Source organism: Mesorhizobium escarrei, from assembly GCF_935825525.1.
Classification (GTDB): domain Bacteria; phylum Pseudomonadota; class Alphaproteobacteria; order Rhizobiales; family Rhizobiaceae; genus Mesorhizobium; species Mesorhizobium escarrei.
Genome location: NZ_CAKXZT010000113.1, coordinates 23325 through 42075 on the forward strand (window position 1 = coordinate 23325; position 18751 = coordinate 42075).

Consider the following 18751-nt stretch of genomic DNA (forward strand, 5'->3'; position numbering starts at 1 on the left):
TAACATCTGCGGTATCCCGCACAGCCTCTGAACGACGCATGGCTCATCTTCCCCGCATCCAGGAGGCCACGCCGTGAGCATCGTCGTTTTCGACCCCGACAGCACCGAGGACGTCGACTTCAAGGACCGCATGCGCCACCCGGCTGCGGCCGATCCGGCCGGCGGCATGTGGCTGTCGGATACCGAGCCGTCCTTCATCGATGCCGACGCGCTGCGCAAGGGGCGGCTGGCCAGGCTTCGCGCCTGGATGCGCGAGGCCGGCTACGGCGCCGTCGTGCTGTTCGATCCCTATAACCAGCGCTACGCCACCGGCTCGCGCAACATGTTCGGTTATTTTCTGCGCAACTCGACGCGCTACTTCTTCATCCCGACCGAAGGGCCGATCGTGCTGTTCGAATATCCGCAGAGCTATCATGTCTCGATGGTGCTCGACACGATCGACGAGGCACGGCCGTCCAGGCTGGTGTGGTCTTCGGTGTCGGGCCGCGACGACGAAACCGCAGGTCCATTCGCCGACGAGATCGGCGAACTGCTCAAGGCGCATGGCGGCGGTTCGATGAAGCTCGGCCTCGACCGCTGCGGCCATTTGCAGGCGCTGGCGCTGGAAAAGCGCGGCTGCGAGGTCCGGGATTGCCAGGGAGAAATTCTCGCCGTGCGCGCGGTCAAGACGCCCGAAGAAATAAAGTGCCTGCAGGTGTCGATGGCCGGCGCCGAAGCCGCCGTCTATGCGGTGCGCGAGGCGATCAAGCCCGGTGTGTCCGAAAACGACCTGTTCGCCATCATGTATCACGAGGTGATCCGCCAGGGCGGCGAGTTCATCGAAACCCGGCTGCTGACCTCGGGCCAGCGCACCAATCCGTGGTTCAACGAGGCGAGCGGCCGCAAGATCAGGCCGGGCGAACTCTTGGCGCTGGATACCGATACGATCGGCTGCTACGGCTATTATTCGGACTTCTCGCGCACCTTCCGCTGCGGGCCGGGCAAGCCGACGGATTATCAGAAGTCGCTCTACCGCATGGCCCACGATCAGGTTCAGCACAACATCTCGATCGTGAAGCCGGGCATGGCGTTTCGCGAGATTGCCGAAAAGGCCTGGAAGATCCCGGACCGCTTCGTCGACCAGCGCTATACATCTGTCATGCACGGCGTCGGCATGCATGGCGAGACGCCGTTCATCGCGCACGCCATGGACTACGAGACCTATGGCCGCGACGGCTTTATCGTGCCCGGCATGGTGGTGAGCGTCGAGAGCTATATCGGCGAGAAAGGCGGCCGCGAGGGCGTCAAGCTAGAGGACGAGATCCTGGTCACCGAAACCGGCACCGAGCCTCTGTCGCGCTTTCCCTATGAGGACGATTTTCTGGAGAAACAAGTGTGACGCTCGTTCCCTCGCAACGTTTTGATAGCCGGATGCGTTTGACCGGTCGCATGCTTTGGCGACTGTCGCAAACACCCTTCGCTTCGTCATCCTGGGGCGAAGCAAGGAGCGCAGCGACGCGGCGCAGACCCTTGGATCCATGCCGTGACTTAAGAGCGCTGCTGCGGTGCAGAATTCTGTTTCGCCGCATTCCTCGGCATCCCTCACTTCATGGATCCCAGGATTTCCGCGAAGGAGCTTCGCTCCTGCTTCGTTCTGGGCTGACGAAGCTGGCTTGGAGCCCTCCGAAAGGAGCAGCGTTAGCCGGGAAGCCAAGCGCGGTCGAATGAAAACTCCGGTCTCGATCAAACGCGGCACGGTGGCCGCAGTGTTCGTCGACCTCCAGGAGGAGCATCGCCAGGACAAGCGTTACCTGGTCGAGGGTTTTGGCGACATCCTCGCAAACGTCCAGCGCCTGCAGGCGGCGGCGCGGGCCAACGATGTGCTGCTCTATCATTCGGCCTATATCGTCGACCTCACCAGGGAGGCGCGGCGGTTCCATCCGGTCGATGCCAATGGCAGGTCGGCTTTCTCCGACAAGGACGATCCGCTGACGGCGATCTGTCCGGAAGTGGCGCCGGTCGCCGGCGAGATGATGCTGGTCAAGACTGAGGCCAGTGCCTTCGGTGCGGGCCCTGCCGCAGGCCGGCTCAAGGCCGAAGGGATCGAGTGGCTGGTCGTTGCCGGTGTGTGGACCGAGGCCTGCATCGACGCCACCGTCAGGGATGCGGTGTCATCAGGCTTTCGGGTGCTGCTGGTCAAGGATGCCTGCGGCAGCGGCACCACGGCAATGCACCAGACCGCTATCCTCAACCTTGCCAACCGGCTCTATGGCGGCGCCGTCACCACTACCGACGGCGCGTGCCGACTGATGGCAGGCGAGACGGTCTATGCATGGCAGGTCGTGGGTTCGGTGCCTTTGCGCTTCACCTACGAAAACGCCGCCCGGCTCTACGCCGAACTCTGACGCTTTGCCGCGCCTGGTGGTACGAGGAGCCGCGCGTCGTCCACAGTTTCCTGCGCGCCCGCAAAACCTTGCCGCGGGCCGGCGAAGCCTTCACCCGCATCGCCGCCGCCATCGCCACGCTCGGCAAGGGCGAGTGGTTGTAGGGAACCCGCGAATGCCCCCTCATCCGGCCGCTTAGGGGCCACCTTCTCCCCGAGGGGAGAAGAGATCGCCCACGCCGGTGGCAGCCTCTTCTCCCCGCCGGGGAGAGGGTGGCCCGAAGGGCCGGATGAGGGGGGCCTTTCAAGCACCCCGCTTCCACCGATGCGGAACAGCGCACAACAACTGCGGAAACCCGAACACTTTCCGGGCCACGCCCGCACTATCATTGCCTATCGCGAAAGGCGCCCGGCGGCCGCATCCGCCCCCGCGACGCGGTCGACCGGGCGCCGACAGGGAGGATTCGACGATGAAGTTGATGCTGACCGACAGAGCGTTGCATCCGCAGGCTGAGCCCGTCGCCGACGGCTTCAAGAAAGGCGGCATGAATAGGCGCGAATACCTCGCCACCATGGCCGCACTTGGCGTCAGCGCCGCCGGCGCGCTGGCGCTTGGCGGCCTTGCGCCCTCGCCGGCCAGGGCGCAGGAGCCGAAGCGCGGCGGCGTCTTGCGCGTCGCCATGAACGTCAAGGGCTGGAAGGACCCGCGCACCTTCGACGGCGTCGAAATGTCCAACATTGCCCGCCAGTGCAACGAGTATCTGGTGCGCTGGAACCGCGATTTCACCTTCGAGCCGTGGTTGCTCGAGAACTGGGAGACCAGCGACGACGCGCGCGTGCTGACGCTGCATGTCCGCAAGGGCATCACCTGGTCGAACGGCGACACCTTCAACGCCGACGATGTCGTCCACAATCTGACGCGCTGGTGCGACGCCGGCGTCGCCGGCAATTCGGTCGCCGAGCGGATGGGCGCGGTGGTCGACGCCGCCACCAAGAAGCCGATCGACGGCGGCATCGAGCGTGTCGACGACTTTACCGTCCGGCTCAATCTGCCGAAGCCCGACATTTCACTGATTGCCGGCATGACCGACTATCCGGCGCTGATCATGCATCGCAGCTACGACGGCGACGGCGATCCGCTGAAGGCGCTGGCGATCACCACTGGACCTTGCGAACTGGTGCAATGGGACGCTGAGGTTGGCGCCGAGGTCCGCCGCAAGGAGAAGCCTTGGTGGAAAGGCGACTTCTGGCTCGACGGCATCCAATGGGTCGACTACGGCTCCGATCCCAATGCGATGTTCTCGGCTTTCGAATCGGGCGAGATCGACACCAACCACGAAACCGCCGCCGATACAGTTTCGCAAACCGACGCCATGGATCTGAGCAACTCGGAGCTTGCCACCGGCTCGACCATCGTCGCGCGTTTCAACGTCGGCAATGCACCCTATGACGACATCAGGGTGCGGCGCGCCGCCCAGCTCGCCGTCGACAACGCCGCGATCCTGAAGATCGGCATGGGCGACCGCGGCAAGCCGGCCGAGAACCACCATGTCGGGCCGATGCATGCCGAATACGCCGATATCGGCCCGGCCGTTCGCAATGTCGATCAAGCCAAGGCGCTGCTTGCCGAGGCCGGCAAGTCCGACGACGAATACGAGCTCATCTCCGTCGATGTCGACTGGCAGAAGAACACCGGCGACGCCATCGCCGCGCAGATGCGCGACGCCGGACTGAAGGTCAAACGGACCGTGCTGCCGGCGGCGACGTTCTGGAACGACTGGAGCAAATATCCTTTCTCCTGCACCGAGTGGCTCGGCCGGCCGCTGGGCGTCCAGGTGCTGGCCCTGGCCTACAGATCGGGCGCCGCCTGGAACGAGACCGCCTACGCCAATCCCGAATTCGACGCCTTGCTCGACAAGGCGCTGGCCACACCTGATGCCAGTGCGCGCAAGGAGATCATGGCCAAGATCGAGCAGAACCTGCGCGACTCCGGCATCATCATCCAGCCCTATTGGCGCTCGGTCTACCGGACCTATCGCAAGGGCGTGCACGGCTGCGAGCAGCACCAGTCGCTGGAGCAGCATTTCGAGAAGGTTTGGCTCGAGGCGTGATCCGGGTGCCGTCCCTACAGCCTCTCAAGGCCTGGGTTCCTCGCCCACGCGAAGCGGGGGAGAGGTGGCCGCGAAGCGGCCGGAGAGGGGGCTTTCGTAGAGCGCGGTTCCCCCTCTCCGTCCCGGCTTCGCCGAGCCACCTCTCCCCCACTCTCGTGCGGGCGAGGAACCCAAGCTGGAATGAAGCCGCTTTCCCGCCAACCTCGGAGCATTGACGATCTTCGCGCCACACGGATCAGCGAGCGGCGCCCGATTTTAGAATCTCCTGCCCAAGCCGAACCGTCTCGCGCACCAGCAAGTCCAGATCGTCGCGCCGCGTGCGGTGGTTGTTGATCGCTACCCTGAGGCAATGCTGGCCGTGCACTGTCGTATCCGAAAGGGCGGCGATGCCTTCTTCCTGCAGCCGCAGCATGATCTCGGTGTTGAGAGCTTTCTGCCGCTCTCCCGTCAGCCCGTCGCCGCGGTAGCGAAAACAGACGATGTTGATGTTCGGCGGCGCGACCAGTTCCAGCAGCGGCTCGGCCTCGATCAGCGTGCCGAGCATGTGGCCTTGTGCGATGTTCTGGTCGATCAGGCGGCCGAATTTCTCGATGCCGTGCTGCTTCAGCGCCATCCACACTTTCAGCGCGCGAAAACCGCGTGACGTCTGCAGGCCAAAATCATGCAGCCACTGGCCCGAGGCGAGGCCGCGCGGCGTCGATTCGAGATATTCCGGCGTCACCGCGAACGTGCTGCGATGGGCCGCGGCGTCCCTAATCAGCACGCAGCCGACCTCGAAAGGAGCGTGCAGCCATTTATGCGGGTCGAGCGCGATCGAGTGGGCGTGCTCGATGCCGGCAACGCGGTGGGAATTTTCCGGCGCGATGGCGATCAGCGCGCCGATGCAGCCGTCGACATGAAACCAGAGGTCTTCCTGCGCCGCCAGCCTTGCAAGCGCCTGCAGATCGTCGATCGCGCCGGTGTTGACGGTGCCGGCCGTGCCGATCACGCAGGCCGGCCGAAAACCCGCCTGGCGGTCGTCGGCGATGGCCGACCGCAACGCATCGATGTCGATCCGCAATCCGGCATCGGTCGGGATGCGGCGCAGCGCCCGGTTGCCGAGGCCGAGCGCCTCCATCGCCTTGCGGTGGCAGGAGTGAAGCTGGTCCGAGCCATAGAAACGCAGCGGCTTGTCGATGGCGGCAACGCCATGCTCGCGCACGTCGATGCCGGCCTTGACATTGCGTGCCACGGTCAGCCCGATGATGTTGGCCATCGAGCCGCCGCTGACCAGCGTGCCGCTGGCTGATGGCGGAAAGCCCATCATCTGCTTGCACCAGTCGACGACCTGGCTGTCCATCAGCGCGGCGGCATGGTTGCCGCCGCCGAGGTTGGAGCCCTGGATCGCCGCCAGGAAATCGCCGAGCGCCCCGGTGAAATTGCTCGATCCCATATACCAGGACCAGAAGCGAGGATGGATGTTGCCCATCGGGTAGGCCATCACGTTCTCGACGACCTCGCCGTAGATTTGGGCAAGCGGTTGAGCCGATTGCGGTAGCGGTGCCGCGAAAAATTCTCTCACCTCCGCCGGCATCTCCTGCCACACCGGGCGTTCGCGGACATCGCGCAGATAGTCGACGGCGTCGTCGACGATCCGGTGCGACAACGCCTGCACATCGGCCCAGTCGACCGGATCGAGCGTTTCTTCGGCAACCATACCGGCAGTGCCGGCGGCTTTCAGCATGGCGTCCATCCGCATTGCTCCCGATGGCAATTATTCGGCCGGGAACTGGCAGCCCGGCGTTGAGCGCGACAGCGCGACCTCCTCGGCGTCCATCTCGGCTTCGATGCCGTCGAACAGCGGCGTCGTCATGTAGCGTTCGCCGGTGTCGGGAAGCATGCACAGGATCACCGAGCCGGGTGCGGCTTTTTCGGCGATCTGGCGCGCCACCGCAAAACTGGCTCCGCCGGAAATGCCGGTGAAAATCCCTTCCTTCTGCGCCAGCGCCTTGGCCCATTTGATGCCCTCGGGCCCGGCAATCGGCACCACCTCGTCGTAGAGATTGGCGTCGACCGCCTCCTGCAGGACGTTGGGAATGAAGTCCGGCGTCCAGCCCTGGATCGGGTGCGGCTCGAAGGCCGGATGGCTGGCGGCGGGTGCGCCGTCGGCGCCGCGCTCCTGTGCCTTGCCGCTGCCGATGAGCTGGGCATTGGCGGGTTCGGCCAGCACAATCCGGGTTGCGGGACGCTCGCGGCGCAGCACGCGCCCGACACCGACGACGGTGCCGCCGGTTCCGTAGCCGGTGACGAAGCAGTCGAGCCGCGATCCGGCGAAGTCGTTGATGATCTCGCGCGCCGTCGTCGCCTCGTGAATGGCGGCATTGGCCTTGGTCTCGAACTGGCGGGCCAGGAACCAGCCATTGGCCTCGGCGAGCTCGACCGCCTTATTGTACATGCCAAAACCCTTGTGGGCGCGCGGCGTCAGCACCACCTTGGCGCCCAGCATGCGCATCAGCTTGCGCCGCTCGATGGAGAAACTGTCGGCCATCGTCACCACCAGCGGATAGCCCTTCTGCGCGCAGACCATGGCTAGGCCGATGCCGGTGTTGCCGCTGGTTGCCTCGACGACGGTCTGGCCCGGTTTCAGGGCGCCGCTGCGCTCGCCCTCCTCGATTATGTTGAGCGCCAGCCGGTCCTTCACCGACGCCGCCGGATTGAAGAACTCGGCCTTCACATAGATCGTCACATGATCGGGGCCGAGATTGTTTATCCTGATCACCGGCGTGTCGCCGACCGTGTCGATAATGCTGTCGAACAGGCGGCCGCGGCCAGCCGTGGTTCTGATTTTCCGTTGCTGCAACATGTCTGCTCTCCCCTTATTGTTGTCGTCACGAGGTGTCGTCGTCACGAGCTGGTTACAAACCGGTGGCCTGGGCGGCGAGGTTTCGAGACCTTGCCGCAGTACGCTTGCTTTGCCGGCATGTGGCCCGGAAAAGGGCGATGCCAGCAGCCGGCGCGGAAATTCGTTGCCGGATGCACTCTATCGCTTTCGATGGTAGAACAGAGGACAACTGGCCAGCGTGGGAGCAAGCGTGGAAACGCACGTGGAATCCGCTCGATCGAGCCTGGACGGCGCAACGGCCGGGCTGTCCGTGCGGCTGCTCGGACCGCTGACGGTCATCCGCGACGGCGCCACCGTGCAACTGCCGGCATCGCGCAAGCTGCGCGCGCTCTTCGCCTATCTGGCGCTCGCGCCGCATGCCGTCGGCCGCAGCCGTCTGTGCCAGCTTTTGTGGGATGTGCCGAATGATCCGAGGGGCGAGCTTCGCTGGTGCCTCAGCAAGCTCAGGGGCGTCCTCGACGAACCGGATCGCCGCAGGATCGAAACGCCTGGCGATACGATCGAGCTTGATCTGAAAGGCGTTTCCGTCGACGCGATCGACATCGCCTCGGCCGCCGCTAGAGGAATCGAGACGCTCGATCTGCAGCGGCTGCAGGCCTTGTCCGGGCTGTTCCTCGGCGATTTCCTCGACGGGCTGGAGATCGACCGCAGCCCGCATTTCAACAGCTGGCTGATCGCGCAACGCCGCCGCTTCAGCTCATGGCATGCCGCCATTCTGGAACATCTCGTCAACAAGCTTCCGGCGGATGCCGACGAGATGTCCGCGCATCTGGAGAAATGGGTGGAACTCGCTCCCTTCGGCGGGCGTGCGCATCTGGCTCTTCTGACAAGGCTGGCGCAGCGCGGGCAGATCGCCGCGTGCGAGGAACATCTCGCTTCCGCGGCGCAGCTGTTTGCTTCCGAGGATCTGGATTTCGAACCCGTTCGTGAGGCATGGCGGACGATTCGCAGCGAACGCCCGACCGCGACGCTCTGGGCGCGACCGGCACTCGTGCCCGTGGTCCCGCAAGCGGAAATTATGCTTCCCGATTCCGGTGTTGCTGCATCGTGCAAGACCTCGCTCGCGATAATGCCGTTTGTCGAGGAGGCAGCTGTCGACGACCCTCGCGGCGGCCCCTTTCGCGGTGGCCCCTCTCGCGGTGGATTGGCCGACGGCCTCACCCACGACATCATCACCCGCCTGGCCAAGCTCAGGGATTTCTTCGTCATCGCCCGTGGCTCGGTCTTTGCGCTGGCGGAGAAAAACATCGCGCCGGAAGATGCCGGCCGGCGGCTCAACGTTGACTATGTCGCCACCGGGACGGTGCGCAGCCAGGTAGGCCGTGTCGTGGTCTCAGTCGAACTTGTCGAGGTGCGCACCGCCAGGATCGTCTGGGCCGAGACGTTCGAACGCAAGCCCGACGATATCTTTGCCGTCCTTGACGATATCGGCAACAGCATCGTCTCGTCGATCTCAGCCGAGATCGAGATGGTTGAGCGCAACCGCGCCATGCTGAAACCCCCCAACTCGCTGAACGCCTGGGAGGCCTACCATCGGGGTCTCTGGCACATGTATCGCTTCACCCGCACCGAAAACGAGCAGGCCCGGCATTTCTTCGGCATGGCCCTGAAGCTCGATCCGACCTTCGCCCGTGCCTATGCCGGCCTGTCCTTCACCCATTGGCAAAGCGCCTTTCAGCGCTGGGGAGACCGCGACCGGGAAAGCGCCCTCGCCCTCGAGACCGCCGGCCAAAGTCTTCTGGTCGACGATCACAATCCGGCCGCGCACTGGGCTATGGGCCGGGCTCTGTGGCTGCGCGGCGAGCACGACGGCTCTCTCATCGAGCTGGAACGGGCCGTGGACCTCAGCCCGAACTTCGCGCTCGGCCACTACGCGCTTTCGTTCGTACACTCGCAGTCGGGTGATCCGAACGCGGCGATCGGTTCATCCGACCATTCGCGTCATCTGAGCCCGTTCGATCCGCTGCTGTTCGGCATGCTCGGCGCCAGGGCGATGGCGCATGTCCGGCTCGGCCAGTTCGAAGAGGCCGCCGAATGGGCGCTGAAGGCAGCCGCCCGTCCCAACGCCCACGCCATCATCCTGGCAATCGCGGCGCACTGCCTTGCGCTGGCGGGGCGGCTTGACGAGGCCCGCACTTTCGCGGCCGCCATCCGCAAGACGTTGCCGAACTACTGTGCCGACGATTTCATCGCCACCTTCCGCTTCGAGCCGGACGCCGCAGCACTGTTCCGGCAAGGCGCCAGGCGCATCGGGTTGGGGTGATCACGCGGCCCTGACGGTGGAGAGCTTCCCTCCTCCCTTTTTGGGAGAAGGTGGATCGGCGCGCAGCGCCGAGACGGTTGAGGGGTGCTGGACGGATCGCCGTGGTGCCAAGCTGGAACACCCCTCATCCGACCGAGCTTCGCTCGGCCACCTTCTCCCACAGGGGAGAAGGGGGAGCATCTATATGCCGAGCATCGACTTGGCTTGGTTGAGCGCAGCCTCTGATCCTGCATGATCGCCGGCGGCGTGCAATTTCTCGCCCTGGGCGCGCAGTTCCTTGACTTTGGTCTTGTCCGCCTCGGCGATGGTCGCGGTCGGCAACGCCGCGTCGATCTCGGCCATGATGGTCGGGCATGAATTCGCAAAGGCTGTCGCAGGAACGACCGCCAGGAAAACCGCAAGCGAAATTGATCGTAACATGGACATTTCTCCCTTGCCGGAACACGCAATTTCGGCGACCGGCATAGGAACGGTACAGCGAATGCCCGAACGTGCCAATCACGATGATGCCGCTGGGTTGAGGCACGCTGCGGTCGGTCGGGCTTTTTCTCGCGGTTTCTGAACCTTTCACCACGGCAGGTCGCCAACTTCGTCACGTCCGAAGTCGACGCGAGGTTCGCGGCAATCGTCAGATCGCCGCGAAATCCTTCGACCAGATCGGATCAGGTGGGCTGAACGGATTTGACATTGCCGTCCGTATCGACAAGGCAGCTTGTCTTTTTGCCGCTGGCATCGAGTTCGACCTGATAGGTTTTGGAATCGATCTTGCCTGATGAAACCGGAAGTATTTTGGTGCTATCGGCGCCGCTCGCCTTGGCGACCGCGTCGGCACAAAGCAGCTGAATGTCCGCCGGGGCCGTCTCGACCTTGGTCCTGGACATCTGGTCCTGAGGCGGCGGCGGCGGCGCGCTGACGCAAGCGCTCAAGGCAGCCAAGAATCCAATTGCTATTGCCCGGATCGAAGATCTCACTGAAGATTTTGCCGACATTGCTTGTCCCTCTCCGAATGCCGCTTCACATACCCCGGCTTCACACACCCGGGCTTCACACACCCTTGTAAAGTGCCGCCCCCTGCATGAGAACGATGACCTTGGCCCCAACCTTGACGCGCGATGCCAGATCGGTGATGTCGTCGTTCCGCATCCGGATACACCCTGATGACACGTCGAGCCCGATCGTCCACGGCTCCGGCGTGCCGTGTATCCGGTAGATCGTGTCCTGGTCGCGCTCATACAGATAGAGCGCCCTGGCGCCGAGCGGGTTGTCCGGCCCCCCCGGCATGCCTCCCGCATGTTTGACCGCATTTGGATCACGAGCAATCATTTCGGCCGGAGGCGTCCAGGTCGGCCATTCCGCCATGCGGCCGACGCGCACGATGCCGGCCCATCCAAAGCCTTCCCGGCCCACCCCGATACCATAGCGCATGGCACGCTGCCCCGGCTGCACAAGGTAGAGAAAATGCTGGTTGCCGTCGATGATGATCGTACCCGGCACTTCCGCGGTGCGGAACTTGACCATCTGCGGGCGAAACGCCTCTGGCACTTCATTATGCGCGGCATAGTATTTGCGCGCCTTGGTACGGTCATAGTCCACCCATTTACGGGTTTTCGGATCGAAAACCTGTGTTCCCGCAGCCAGCGCCGCCACCGCGACAAGACCGAGCGCCATCGCGACAATTGCCGTAAGGGATTTCCGCTGGAGAGCGGCGCGTCCCGCGATCATCAGCTTTCCGTTCATGGATTTGCCCACCCGTGCACCCGAGCGCCCTGCGCGGCAACCCATTGTTTGGCGTACTCGTAAGGATCCTGACGCTCTACCTGGAGCGCATAACTCATCTTCGTGACGTCGTCGGGCTTGAAGTCGACCCGTTCCAGGAACTCGACCACCTTGGGATATTTTTTGCGCAATGAGGTGGCGAAAGCGATGTGGAAATGTGCGGTATCCCATGACACCGGCGCGCTGGACTTCGAGACCCAGAGCGGGTCCTCGGAAGGCAGCACGATCTTCCACTTTGCCGGGTCAAAAGGCGGCTCGGTAAGCCGGACAATGTCGTGCAGTTTAAACACGTGATGCGGCGCGTAGCAGGCAAACACCATCGGATGAGCCGTAGCAACCGCGGCATCGACAGCCGCCATTCCGACATCCTCCGGCGTCTCCAGCAATGTCATTGTCTTGGCGTAGCCATAGCTGTTGGCGCGTACGCGCTCGATAGCCGTCGAGGACCAACCCTCGGCGCCAATCCAGAGTTCCCCATGTCCGTCCCGATCAGTGTCCAACGCGGCGGTTTTGTGCGGGTCGGTGAGGTCCGAAATGTCACGAATGCCAAATTTGTCGGCAGTTTCGCGGGTAGCGCATATGCCTTGCCATGCCGGCACACCGATGGGACTGATGGCTACGGTGCCGGCGCCGTCGACATACTTCTTCACCAGATTGTCCAGGTTGGGCAGCCAGATTTCGGGATGAATATCCACCTCGCCCGAATCGAGGCCGGCAAAGGCAATAAGCGTCCCCATCTCGCGCACATCGGCATCGAGCCCGAAATGGTCCTTCAGGCTGACCTTGAGGATGTTCGCCGTCGCCTGGCCCGAGGGCCAGTTCGGCATTGCAATGACAAGATCAGCCGCGTGGACCGGGACCGCCAGCATCGTCAATGCCGCCAGCGAAATTTTCCGCAGGCACTGCCGAAATCGATTGTGCATTTCTCTCCCCTCGCTTCGGTGCTGAAACGAACCGGGACGGGACCAATCTGTCACGGCAAGCACCGAGTTGTGACAGCAGCCCCATCTTCTGACGGCAACTGCTGAAGGTGCGACAATGCATTCGCCAAAGAGAGCGCCGTCACGTGCCGCCCCTGCACGCTACTCGATGACATTCCGTATGGGAAGATGCTCAAACACGGCCGCCAGGCCCCGACTGGGCCGATGATCTCATCGGTCACTTTCCGATCCGAGAAGGCGCCGACAAGCGGATTGGATTGGGGTGTAATCTTTCAGCATGGAACAGCATGGAGACCTCGAACCTGGGAATCGCTCTCGCAAACGGAGAAACTGCTCCACCACGCCAATGCCGCAGTGTGGGTCCCGATTTCATGCTCCCGAAAATCGAAACTTAAGGAGACGGCCGTCTCTCCGTCGGGCACTGCACCCGTTGCCGGCCACGCGGCGTGGCGTAACGTAGAGCGTGGCGTGCCAGGAGTGGTTCATCCAAGGCGCGTGCGCGAGGCGGTACTTGCCGACGATCTGCGCCCACAGATGCAGTGCAGTACAAGTCTCAGCCCAGTCGGCGTAGGGCAGCAAGGGCCAGTCAGTCTTGTTGTCCTGGGTCATCGACCGGCTGCCTGTCCTGGCGCTTCTCCTGCGTTCCGAACCTCGGCAACGAGATGTTATCAGCACACGTCAAACTCGTTGTTTGCTTGATTTATGACGTCCGTGCGCCTTCTGATTAGCCCATCACCCGATCAAGATCTGCCGATCCCCAGGGCGGCTAGCGACCTCGGCGGCAGAACCTTGGGGCCGCGGGCGTTCTTCGCGGCCCAGTCGAGCGCGAAGTCCGCGACCTCCTCCCAGCCCGGCTGAATGCAGGTCCAGTGCGAGCGGTTGGGGTAGATTTGGAGCTCGGTGTGCGACGGCGCTTGCTTCTGCTTCTCGAACATGGCCTTGGTCATCTTAGCCTGGGCGATGAGGTCGATACCGCCGCCGATGAGCAGAAGAGGTGCGCGATCGGGGTTGTCCCAGCGGATCTTGCCTGCGGCCGAGACCAGACCGTCCCAGTAGACCTTCCCCGCCGTGGGGACGATGTAGCCGTCGTACATGGCATCGAGCTGCGCCGGCGGTACGGTCTGTGCGAAACGCGTGCTGAAGAACCTGCGCGACATGGTCATGACACGGCGCCAGCTTCCCCAGGAAAAGAACACGGGGAAGGTCGACTTGATGGTCTGCCACCCGACCAGCACGCCGGAGGTCGGCGCAGGGTCAATGACGACGCCGGCCGCGCCGAGCCCGCGGTCAAGCAGGTGCTGGGTGACCGTGCCGCCGAACGAGTGTCCAATTAGGATTGGCGGCTCCGGCAGCGCGCGGATGAGGCGATCGTAGTGATTGATGATCTCGTTGATGCCTACCGTGGAGAGAGCGGGGTTCGGGGACGCCCGTAGCTCGGCTGGAGAGCGGTCGTTGAGAGGCCAGGATGGGGCTATGACGGTGTAGCCCCTCGCTTCGTAGCGGGCCTTGAAGCCTTCCCAGCTGCGGGCATTCAGCCAGGCGCCATGGATTAGCATGATGGTCTTGGACATTGGTCACTCCATCGGGTCTGCTTAGTAGCTGGGCAGTGTCCGTTGCGTCGACATCCTGCCATCGGATCAAGCTTGCGGCCATCGTGAGGCTAATTTGACTGCCTTGCGACCTCCTGAGCTTTGCCGTAGCTCTCTACGACGGCCGCATAGTTCGGCGACACGTGGCCATAGAGTTCACCAATTTCTCTGGCTTCCGGACGATTCCAGGTGCGGTGGACTTCCGACAGCACAGCATTGGTTGTTACAGGGACGCCGCCGCCCTGGACGAGGCGCGCCAGTGTCGTCCGGTTCGCCATTTCGCTCACGTCACCCGACGCATCCATCACGGCGTAGACATTGTAACCAGCCAGTTTCGCATCCAGCGCCGGAAACGCCACGCAAACGCTGGTCCAGACCCCCGCCATGATGAGCGTCTTGCGACCCGTCGCGCGCACGGTCTTGACGAAGTCTTCGTTGTCCCAGGCGTTCACTTCGCCCTTGCGTGCGACATAGACTGCATGGGGCGCGAATTCGTGTATCTCCGGCATCAGCGGTCCGTTGGTGCCGTTCGGCTCGGACGCCGTTGTGATCACGGGGATTTTCATAAGCGTGGCGAGCTTCGCAAGCGTCACGGTATTGGACCGAAGTTCAGCGACCGTAATGTCCTTCACGGTTTGGAATAGACCCGCCTGGTGATCGAGCAGGAGAAATACAGTGTCCGACGGATCAAGGAGCGCTGCCCCACCTCCTGTGGGAAGAACGCTCGATCGAGCGCTGTCTTGAGCTTGAGCCGGCGGGACGGAAACAGGTGAAAGAACGCCGATTGATAGAATGCCGGCAAGTATCATCTTGTTGAGTGCGGATTTCTGTATTGCGAACATGGGGGAACCTCGTCCTTGGCCCTTCGACAATTGTCGATCGATTGCTATGTCGATGACACTACGGTTGAAGGATGGTTGTGGTCGATCGGATCAAGGAAGAGGGCGGTCGATACCGCGGCATAGGTTTGTCACCTCGAAGGACGCGGCGCACTGGCGTCAGCCGCGGGCCGAGCACAGCCGACCACGCCCTCCGCTGCGTCATCGCCACCGCTTTCGCCTAGAACATACCGGCGTTCACCGTCTGGACGGTAATCACCCCTCAACGGGCCTCATTCGGCTCTGGGGCTCATGGCGCACCGGTCCGCCCAGCTTGCAGGAGGGGCTTTCAGGTGATGACCTCTATGATCGTATGGATAGGTCCCCTGCACGTCACAGCCAACCAGGACGCGCTGCGGGGTGGCTGCAACTGTTTCGCTACCCCGAAGATTGGGAAGAAAGCTTCAAAGGCGCGAAAACGACCTGGTCACCGTTGCACATCGGAGGACTCTGTATAGACCGTCCTTAGCCGGTACGCGCGTCGGCACGGCTGCTTCGCCGGGTTTGCAAGACCGATGATCACGCACGTATATGTCGTAGAGCATCAATTTATCTACGCGTGCTGAGTGGTATCGAAGGATGGATCGGTGCTCCGATTGAAGGGCCCTACCGACCGCCTCGCGCGACATTTGCGACACGTTGTGCCTCTCGATTGCTGCTGCATGAGTGGCGAGAATGCTCATTGCAACAAGCATGGCTATCCGTCTCATGGATGCTTTTCCTTCCAGTCGATCTGGTCGTGCATTGTGTCGCTCAGTTCGATCGGAGCTTGCCACTAGCACGTGCTTCGCCGCTGCTGCCGGACGAGCAAGCACCCTGCACGCCACCGGTGGGAACCGTCCATTGCGCAGCGCCATCATTAGTCGTGCCTGACTGTCTGTCGGTGTGCGACATACCCGGTTCCTCATTTGCTCGATCGACCAGCATGGCGACCAGAGACCTGCGGAGAACGCTATGTTGAGGGCGCGCGTGCAGTCGACTGCGTCAAGGCCGTGGACGACTGATACCGCGGTATAGGATTGATCCCGATCCTACGCGCCGGGTCTACCGCCGGCATGCAAGAGGCACAGCCCGTTCTTCGCTGCTCAAGCGGCGTCTTCTGACGTTTGCCGCGAGATCACCCATGCTCGCAACGGGTCTGCCATAGACCTTCGTATTGCACGCCCGATGCTTCGGTTCGATGGCCGCGCAGGCTGCGGCAGCGCAACCTCCTCCCGCAGACGCCAGGTGGCCGATACGGCCGTGGGTAAGGCAGTCAACAGGAGAGAAACATGAGCTTAGCTGAGCAGCAGAAGACAAACGTGAGCTTGCACAACACCTCACAGCCATCGGTCAAATACTGCGCCGACAAGGTGAACGCGAGGCACATTCACGGTAGACCGGAGCACGAATTGGTTCCGTCGCGCTATGCGCTGAAGGTCGGCGCGATCGACGTGACGGTGATCAGCGACGGGGTGCTATCGCTGCCAGGCGCGATGTTGGGCCATAACGTCGACAAGACCGTCCGGGAGGCCTGGCTGGAGGACATGTTCCTGCCACCGGATGTGCTCGAGTGGGCGCTGAACGTGGTGCTGGTGCGTAGCGGTGACCAGACCATCCTCGTCGACGCTGGGATCGGGGCCGAGTTCCCGGACTTGAAGCGGGCCGGGCAGTTGGTCCGGCGACTGGACGACGCCGGCATCGATCTCTCATCCGTGACCGACGTGGTGCTGACCCACCTGCACATGGACCACATGGGCGGGCTGCTCGTCGACGGGGTGAAGGAAGTGCTGCGTCCGGATCTGCGGATCCACGTGGCGGCCGCCGAGGTCAAGTTCTGGGCGGAGTCGCCTGATTTCTCCCGCGTCTCCATGCCGCCGGGGTTCCCGGACGCGCTTCGGGCGTCGGCCAAGCGGTTCTTGAAGGAGTACCGCAACCAACTGCGGCCGTTCGAGGACGAGCACGAGGTGGCGCCGGGAGTGCGCGTCCAACGCACCGGCGGCCACACCCCCGGGCACAGCGTCGTTCGCCTGGCGTCCGGCGGCCAACGGCTGACGTTCGCCGGCGACGCCGTGTTCCAGGTCGGGTTCGAGCACCCCGACTGGTACAACGGCTTCGAGCACGACCCCGAGGAAGCGGCCCGAGTCCGGGTCCGTCTTCTGCGAGAGATGGCGGCGAACCGTGAGTCGCTGCTGGCCACTCACCTGTCGTTCCCAGCCGTCTGCCATGTGGCGGTCGACGGCGACGTCTTTCGTTGGGTGCCGGGCCCCTGGGAGTACTGACCGCTGGTCGGTTTGGGACCGAACGGGAGCCATCGCGCCATGATCATCTGTTCGTGCAATGTGTTGAGCGATCAGGATGTGCGCTCCGCCGTCGAGGCGGAGCGCACACGCTCGATCAGCCAGGTCTACGGCTGTCTCGGCTGCAGCGCCCAGTGCGGCCGCTGCGCACGCACCATCCGCCGCCTCATGGACGAGGCGCTCAACAGCGCCCGTGCGGCATCCTGCAACGGTTGCCCTCCGTCATCGCAATAAAGGAGAACAACGATGGAACCTGAACACATGGCAGGAACTCATGACCCAGGTCCATCGCAACTGGATGGACTTTTCGAGCCCAAAATGATCGTGCGGCGCAGGTTGCTGAAGTTCCTCGCAGCGAGCCCTCTCGTCGCGACGCCCACGGTCGCCTCCGCCATCGCCAGCTTGCTTGCCTCCGCGCCGGGCCAGGCGCTCGCGCAGAACTACGACGTGCTGCGCGGTTCTCGAAGAGCGCTTGGCCCGGACGGCATCATCACAGCGCCCGGCGACGCGCTGAACGTGTTCGAGTTCGAGCCGGCGGCGAAGAAGGCCGTCCTCAGCCAGGACGCGCCGGCGCACTGGGGGTATCTGGAGAGCGGCGTCGACGGCGACGTAACGCGCGATGCCAACCACACCGCCTACCAGCGTTACAGCCTTCGCGTTAAGCGCCTCATCGACGCGCGCAAGGTCGACGCCAGTATCAAGATCTTCGGTGAGACCTGGGGCAGCCCCATCTTCATTTGCCCGGTCAGCAGCCTTGGCGCCTACGACCCCGAGGCGGGGGTCGCTGTGGCGCGTGCGGCCGGCAAGCGCAAGCACCAGATGATCCTCTCCACCGTCGACAACGCGAGCATCGCCGACGCGAATAAGGCGCACGGCTCGCCGGCTTGGTTCCAGCTTTATCCGACCGACGACTGGGTCGTCACGCAGGCGCTGGTGAACCGCGCCGAGGCGTCGGGCACTCCGGTGATCGTCCTCACGGTGGACCGGCAAGGCGGCCGCAACACCGAGGACCTGTTCCGCGCACGACGTCTGGACGAGCGCGACTGCACGGCCTGCCACACTCCGGGCTTCACCAACGATGTCAGCCGCAAGGCCAACTTCTTCGATATCGATGTCTCGAAAGTCACCAACCTCTACGGCACCGGCATGACGTGGGAATTCGTCGATCGCCTGCGCGGGATCGTCAAGGGCAAGCTCCTACTGAAAGGTATCATGACAGGCGACGACGCCAGCCGGGCGCTGAGTCACGGCGTGGACGGCATCCTCGTTTCCAACCACGGCGGCCGTGCCGAAGAGAGCGGACAGGCGACGATCGGTGTTTTGGCTGAGGTCGTGGGGGCGGTGGACGGCCGCATCCCAGTGCTCGTCGACGGGGGCGTACGCCGCGGCACCGATGTGTTGAAAGCGCTCGCTCTGGGTGCAACTGCCGTCGGCATTGGCCGGCCCTATGTGTGGGGCCTGGCCTCATTCGGAGAAGCCGGCGTGGACCGCGTGTTGGAGATACTAGACGCGGAGTTCGTCACGATCATGCGGCAGGCGGGAGCGCTGAATATCAAGGAGATCACGCGGGGCAACGTGACCAGCGCCCTTTAGCCGTGATCGGCTGCACGCCGATGGCATGCCCGCCCAGTGAGCGGCACGCCTCTAGTGTTCTGTTCAAGCCGTGTTGAC

General features: G+C 63.5%; 16 protein-coding genes and 1 pseudogene. 8 read left to right on the top strand and 9 right to left on the bottom strand.

What is annotated here, in order from left to right:
- The first annotated feature begins 73 nt into the window (after positions 1-73).
- The 4 genes and pseudogenes from NMG80_RS07725 (at position 74) to NMG80_RS07740 (ending at position 4473) form a co-directional block, all read left to right on the top strand.
- Entirely contained in the window at positions 74-1378 is a 1305-nt protein-coding gene (locus tag NMG80_RS07725; RefSeq protein ID WP_254017569.1) for a M24 family metallopeptidase, read from the top strand.
- Positions 1379-1703: 325 nt separating this feature from the next.
- Positions 1704-2384: an isochorismatase family protein gene (locus NMG80_RS07730; protein WP_254017570.1), complete on the top strand. Its 681-nt coding sequence runs from the start codon at positions 1704-1706 to the stop codon at positions 2382-2384.
- A gap of 8 nt (positions 2385-2392) precedes the next feature.
- A pseudogene (locus NMG80_RS07735) lies at positions 2393-2527 on the top strand (esterase); the annotation flags it as partial.
- A 305-nt stretch (positions 2528-2832) separates the two neighbouring features.
- Positions 2833-4473 carry an ABC transporter substrate-binding protein gene (locus NMG80_RS07740; protein ID WP_254017571.1) on the top strand — a complete coding sequence of 547 codons (1641 nt, stop codon included), beginning with the start codon at positions 2833-2835 and terminating at the stop codon, positions 4471-4473.
- Positions 4474-4708: 235 nt separating this feature from the next.
- Here the strand turns inward: NMG80_RS07740 and NMG80_RS07745 are convergent, their stop codons facing one another.
- Entirely contained in the window at positions 4709-6205 is a 1497-nt protein-coding gene (locus NMG80_RS07745) for a pyridoxal phosphate-dependent decarboxylase family protein (RefSeq protein ID WP_254017572.1), read from the bottom strand.
- 21 nt (positions 6206-6226) lie between these two features.
- On the bottom strand, positions 6227-7315 hold the full coding sequence (locus tag NMG80_RS07750; protein WP_254017573.1) for a PLP-dependent cysteine synthase family protein: 1089 nt from the start codon (positions 7313-7315) through the stop codon (positions 6227-6229).
- A gap of 229 nt (positions 7316-7544) precedes the next feature.
- Here NMG80_RS07750 and NMG80_RS07755 point away from each other — a divergent pair, with 229 nt between their 5' ends.
- Complete coding sequence (locus NMG80_RS07755; protein WP_254017574.1) at positions 7545-9617, top strand: transcriptional regulator; 2073 nt, start codon at positions 7545-7547, stop codon at positions 9615-9617.
- A gap of 180 nt (positions 9618-9797) precedes the next feature.
- On the opposite strand, the gene NMG80_RS07760 is transcribed toward NMG80_RS07755, so the two are convergent.
- The 7 genes from NMG80_RS07760 to NMG80_RS07790 form a co-directional block, all read right to left on the bottom strand.
- A complete protein-coding gene (locus NMG80_RS07760) occupies positions 9798-10037 on the bottom strand; it encodes a PA2433 domain-containing protein (RefSeq protein WP_254017575.1) in 240 nt (79 codons plus the stop codon).
- A 242-nt stretch (positions 10038-10279) separates the two neighbouring features.
- On the bottom strand, positions 10280-10498 hold the full coding sequence (locus tag NMG80_RS07765) for a hypothetical protein (RefSeq protein ID WP_254017576.1): 219 nt from the start codon (positions 10496-10498) through the stop codon (positions 10280-10282).
- Positions 10499-10661: 163 nt separating this feature from the next.
- Positions 10662-11285 (bottom strand): L,D-transpeptidase, encoded by a 624-nt coding sequence (locus NMG80_RS07770; protein ID WP_436798567.1) that lies wholly within the window; start codon positions 11283-11285, stop codon positions 10662-10664.
- Positions 11286-11350: 65 nt separating this feature from the next.
- Positions 11351-12316 (bottom strand): ABC transporter substrate-binding protein, encoded by a 966-nt coding sequence (locus NMG80_RS07775; protein ID WP_254017578.1) that lies wholly within the window; start codon positions 12314-12316, stop codon positions 11351-11353.
- A 387-nt stretch (positions 12317-12703) separates the two neighbouring features.
- Positions 12704-12943, bottom strand: a complete 240-nt coding sequence (locus NMG80_RS07780) for a DUF5996 family protein (RefSeq protein ID WP_254017579.1) — start codon at positions 12941-12943, stop codon at positions 12704-12706.
- 131 nt (positions 12944-13074) lie between these two features.
- Positions 13075-13905 (bottom strand): alpha/beta hydrolase, encoded by an 831-nt coding sequence (locus NMG80_RS07785; protein ID WP_254017580.1) that lies wholly within the window; start codon positions 13903-13905, stop codon positions 13075-13077.
- A gap of 89 nt (positions 13906-13994) precedes the next feature.
- Positions 13995-14765: an isochorismatase family protein gene (locus tag NMG80_RS07790; RefSeq protein WP_254017581.1), complete on the bottom strand. Its 771-nt coding sequence runs from the start codon at positions 14763-14765 to the stop codon at positions 13995-13997.
- Positions 14766-16072: 1307 nt separating this feature from the next.
- Here NMG80_RS07790 and NMG80_RS07795 point away from each other — a divergent pair.
- The 3 genes from NMG80_RS07795 to NMG80_RS07805 are packed head-to-tail and all read left to right on the top strand — an operon-like array spanning position 16073 to position 18673.
- Positions 16073-17062, top strand: coding sequence for an MBL fold metallo-hydrolase (locus NMG80_RS07795; protein ID WP_254017582.1), 990 nt, complete (start codon positions 16073-16075; stop codon positions 17060-17062).
- Positions 17063-17101: 39 nt separating this feature from the next.
- Positions 17102-17314 carry a (2Fe-2S)-binding protein gene (locus NMG80_RS07800; RefSeq protein WP_254017583.1) on the top strand — a complete coding sequence of 71 codons (213 nt, stop codon included), beginning with the start codon at positions 17102-17104 and terminating at the stop codon, positions 17312-17314.
- A 12-nt stretch (positions 17315-17326) separates the two neighbouring features.
- The gene (locus NMG80_RS07805; RefSeq protein WP_254017584.1) at positions 17327-18673 is read left to right on the top strand and encodes an alpha-hydroxy acid oxidase; all 1347 of its coding nucleotides are present in this window, start codon (positions 17327-17329) and stop codon (positions 18671-18673) included.
- Positions 18674-18751: the final 78 nt, after the last annotated feature.

What these genes read in the sequence shown, in the direction of transcription:
- NMG80_RS07730 (WP_254017570.1), top strand. Translation starts at nt 1,704, where the DNA reads ATGAAAACTCCGGTCTCGATCAAACGCGGCACGGTGGCCGCAGTGTTC.
- NMG80_RS07740 (WP_254017571.1), top strand. Translation starts at nt 2,833, where the DNA reads ATGAAGTTGATGCTGACCGACAGAGCGTTGCATCCGCAGGCTGAGCCC.
- NMG80_RS07745 (WP_254017572.1), bottom strand. Translation starts at nt 6,205, where the DNA reads ATGGACGCCATGCTGAAAGCCGCCGGCACTGCCGGTATGGTTGCCGAA.
- NMG80_RS07750 (WP_254017573.1), bottom strand. Translation starts at nt 7,315, where the DNA reads ATGTTGCAGCAACGGAAAATCAGAACCACGGCTGGCCGCGGCCGCCTG.
- NMG80_RS07760 (WP_254017575.1), bottom strand. Translation starts at nt 10,037, where the DNA reads ATGTTACGATCAATTTCGCTTGCGGTTTTCCTGGCGGTCGTTCCTGCG.
- NMG80_RS07765 (WP_254017576.1), bottom strand. Translation starts at nt 10,498, where the DNA reads ATGTCCAGGACCAAGGTCGAGACGGCCCCGGCGGACATTCAGCTGCTT.
- NMG80_RS07770 (WP_436798567.1), bottom strand. Translation starts at nt 11,285, where the DNA reads ATGGCGCTCGGTCTTGTCGCGGTGGCGGCGCTGGCTGCGGGAACACAG.
- NMG80_RS07775 (WP_254017578.1), bottom strand. Translation starts at nt 12,316, where the DNA reads ATGCACAATCGATTTCGGCAGTGCCTGCGGAAAATTTCGCTGGCGGCA.
- NMG80_RS07780 (WP_254017579.1), bottom strand. Translation starts at nt 12,943, where the DNA reads ATGACCCAGGACAACAAGACTGACTGGCCCTTGCTGCCCTACGCCGAC.
- NMG80_RS07785 (WP_254017580.1), bottom strand. Translation starts at nt 13,905, where the DNA reads ATGTCCAAGACCATCATGCTAATCCATGGCGCCTGGCTGAATGCCCGC.
- NMG80_RS07790 (WP_254017581.1), bottom strand. Translation starts at nt 14,765, where the DNA reads ATGTTCGCAATACAGAAATCCGCACTCAACAAGATGATACTTGCCGGC.
- NMG80_RS07795 (WP_254017582.1), top strand. Translation starts at nt 16,073, where the DNA reads ATGAGCTTAGCTGAGCAGCAGAAGACAAACGTGAGCTTGCACAACACC.
- NMG80_RS07800 (WP_254017583.1), top strand. Translation starts at nt 17,102, where the DNA reads ATGATCATCTGTTCGTGCAATGTGTTGAGCGATCAGGATGTGCGCTCC.
- NMG80_RS07805 (WP_254017584.1), top strand. Translation starts at nt 17,327, where the DNA reads ATGGAACCTGAACACATGGCAGGAACTCATGACCCAGGTCCATCGCAA.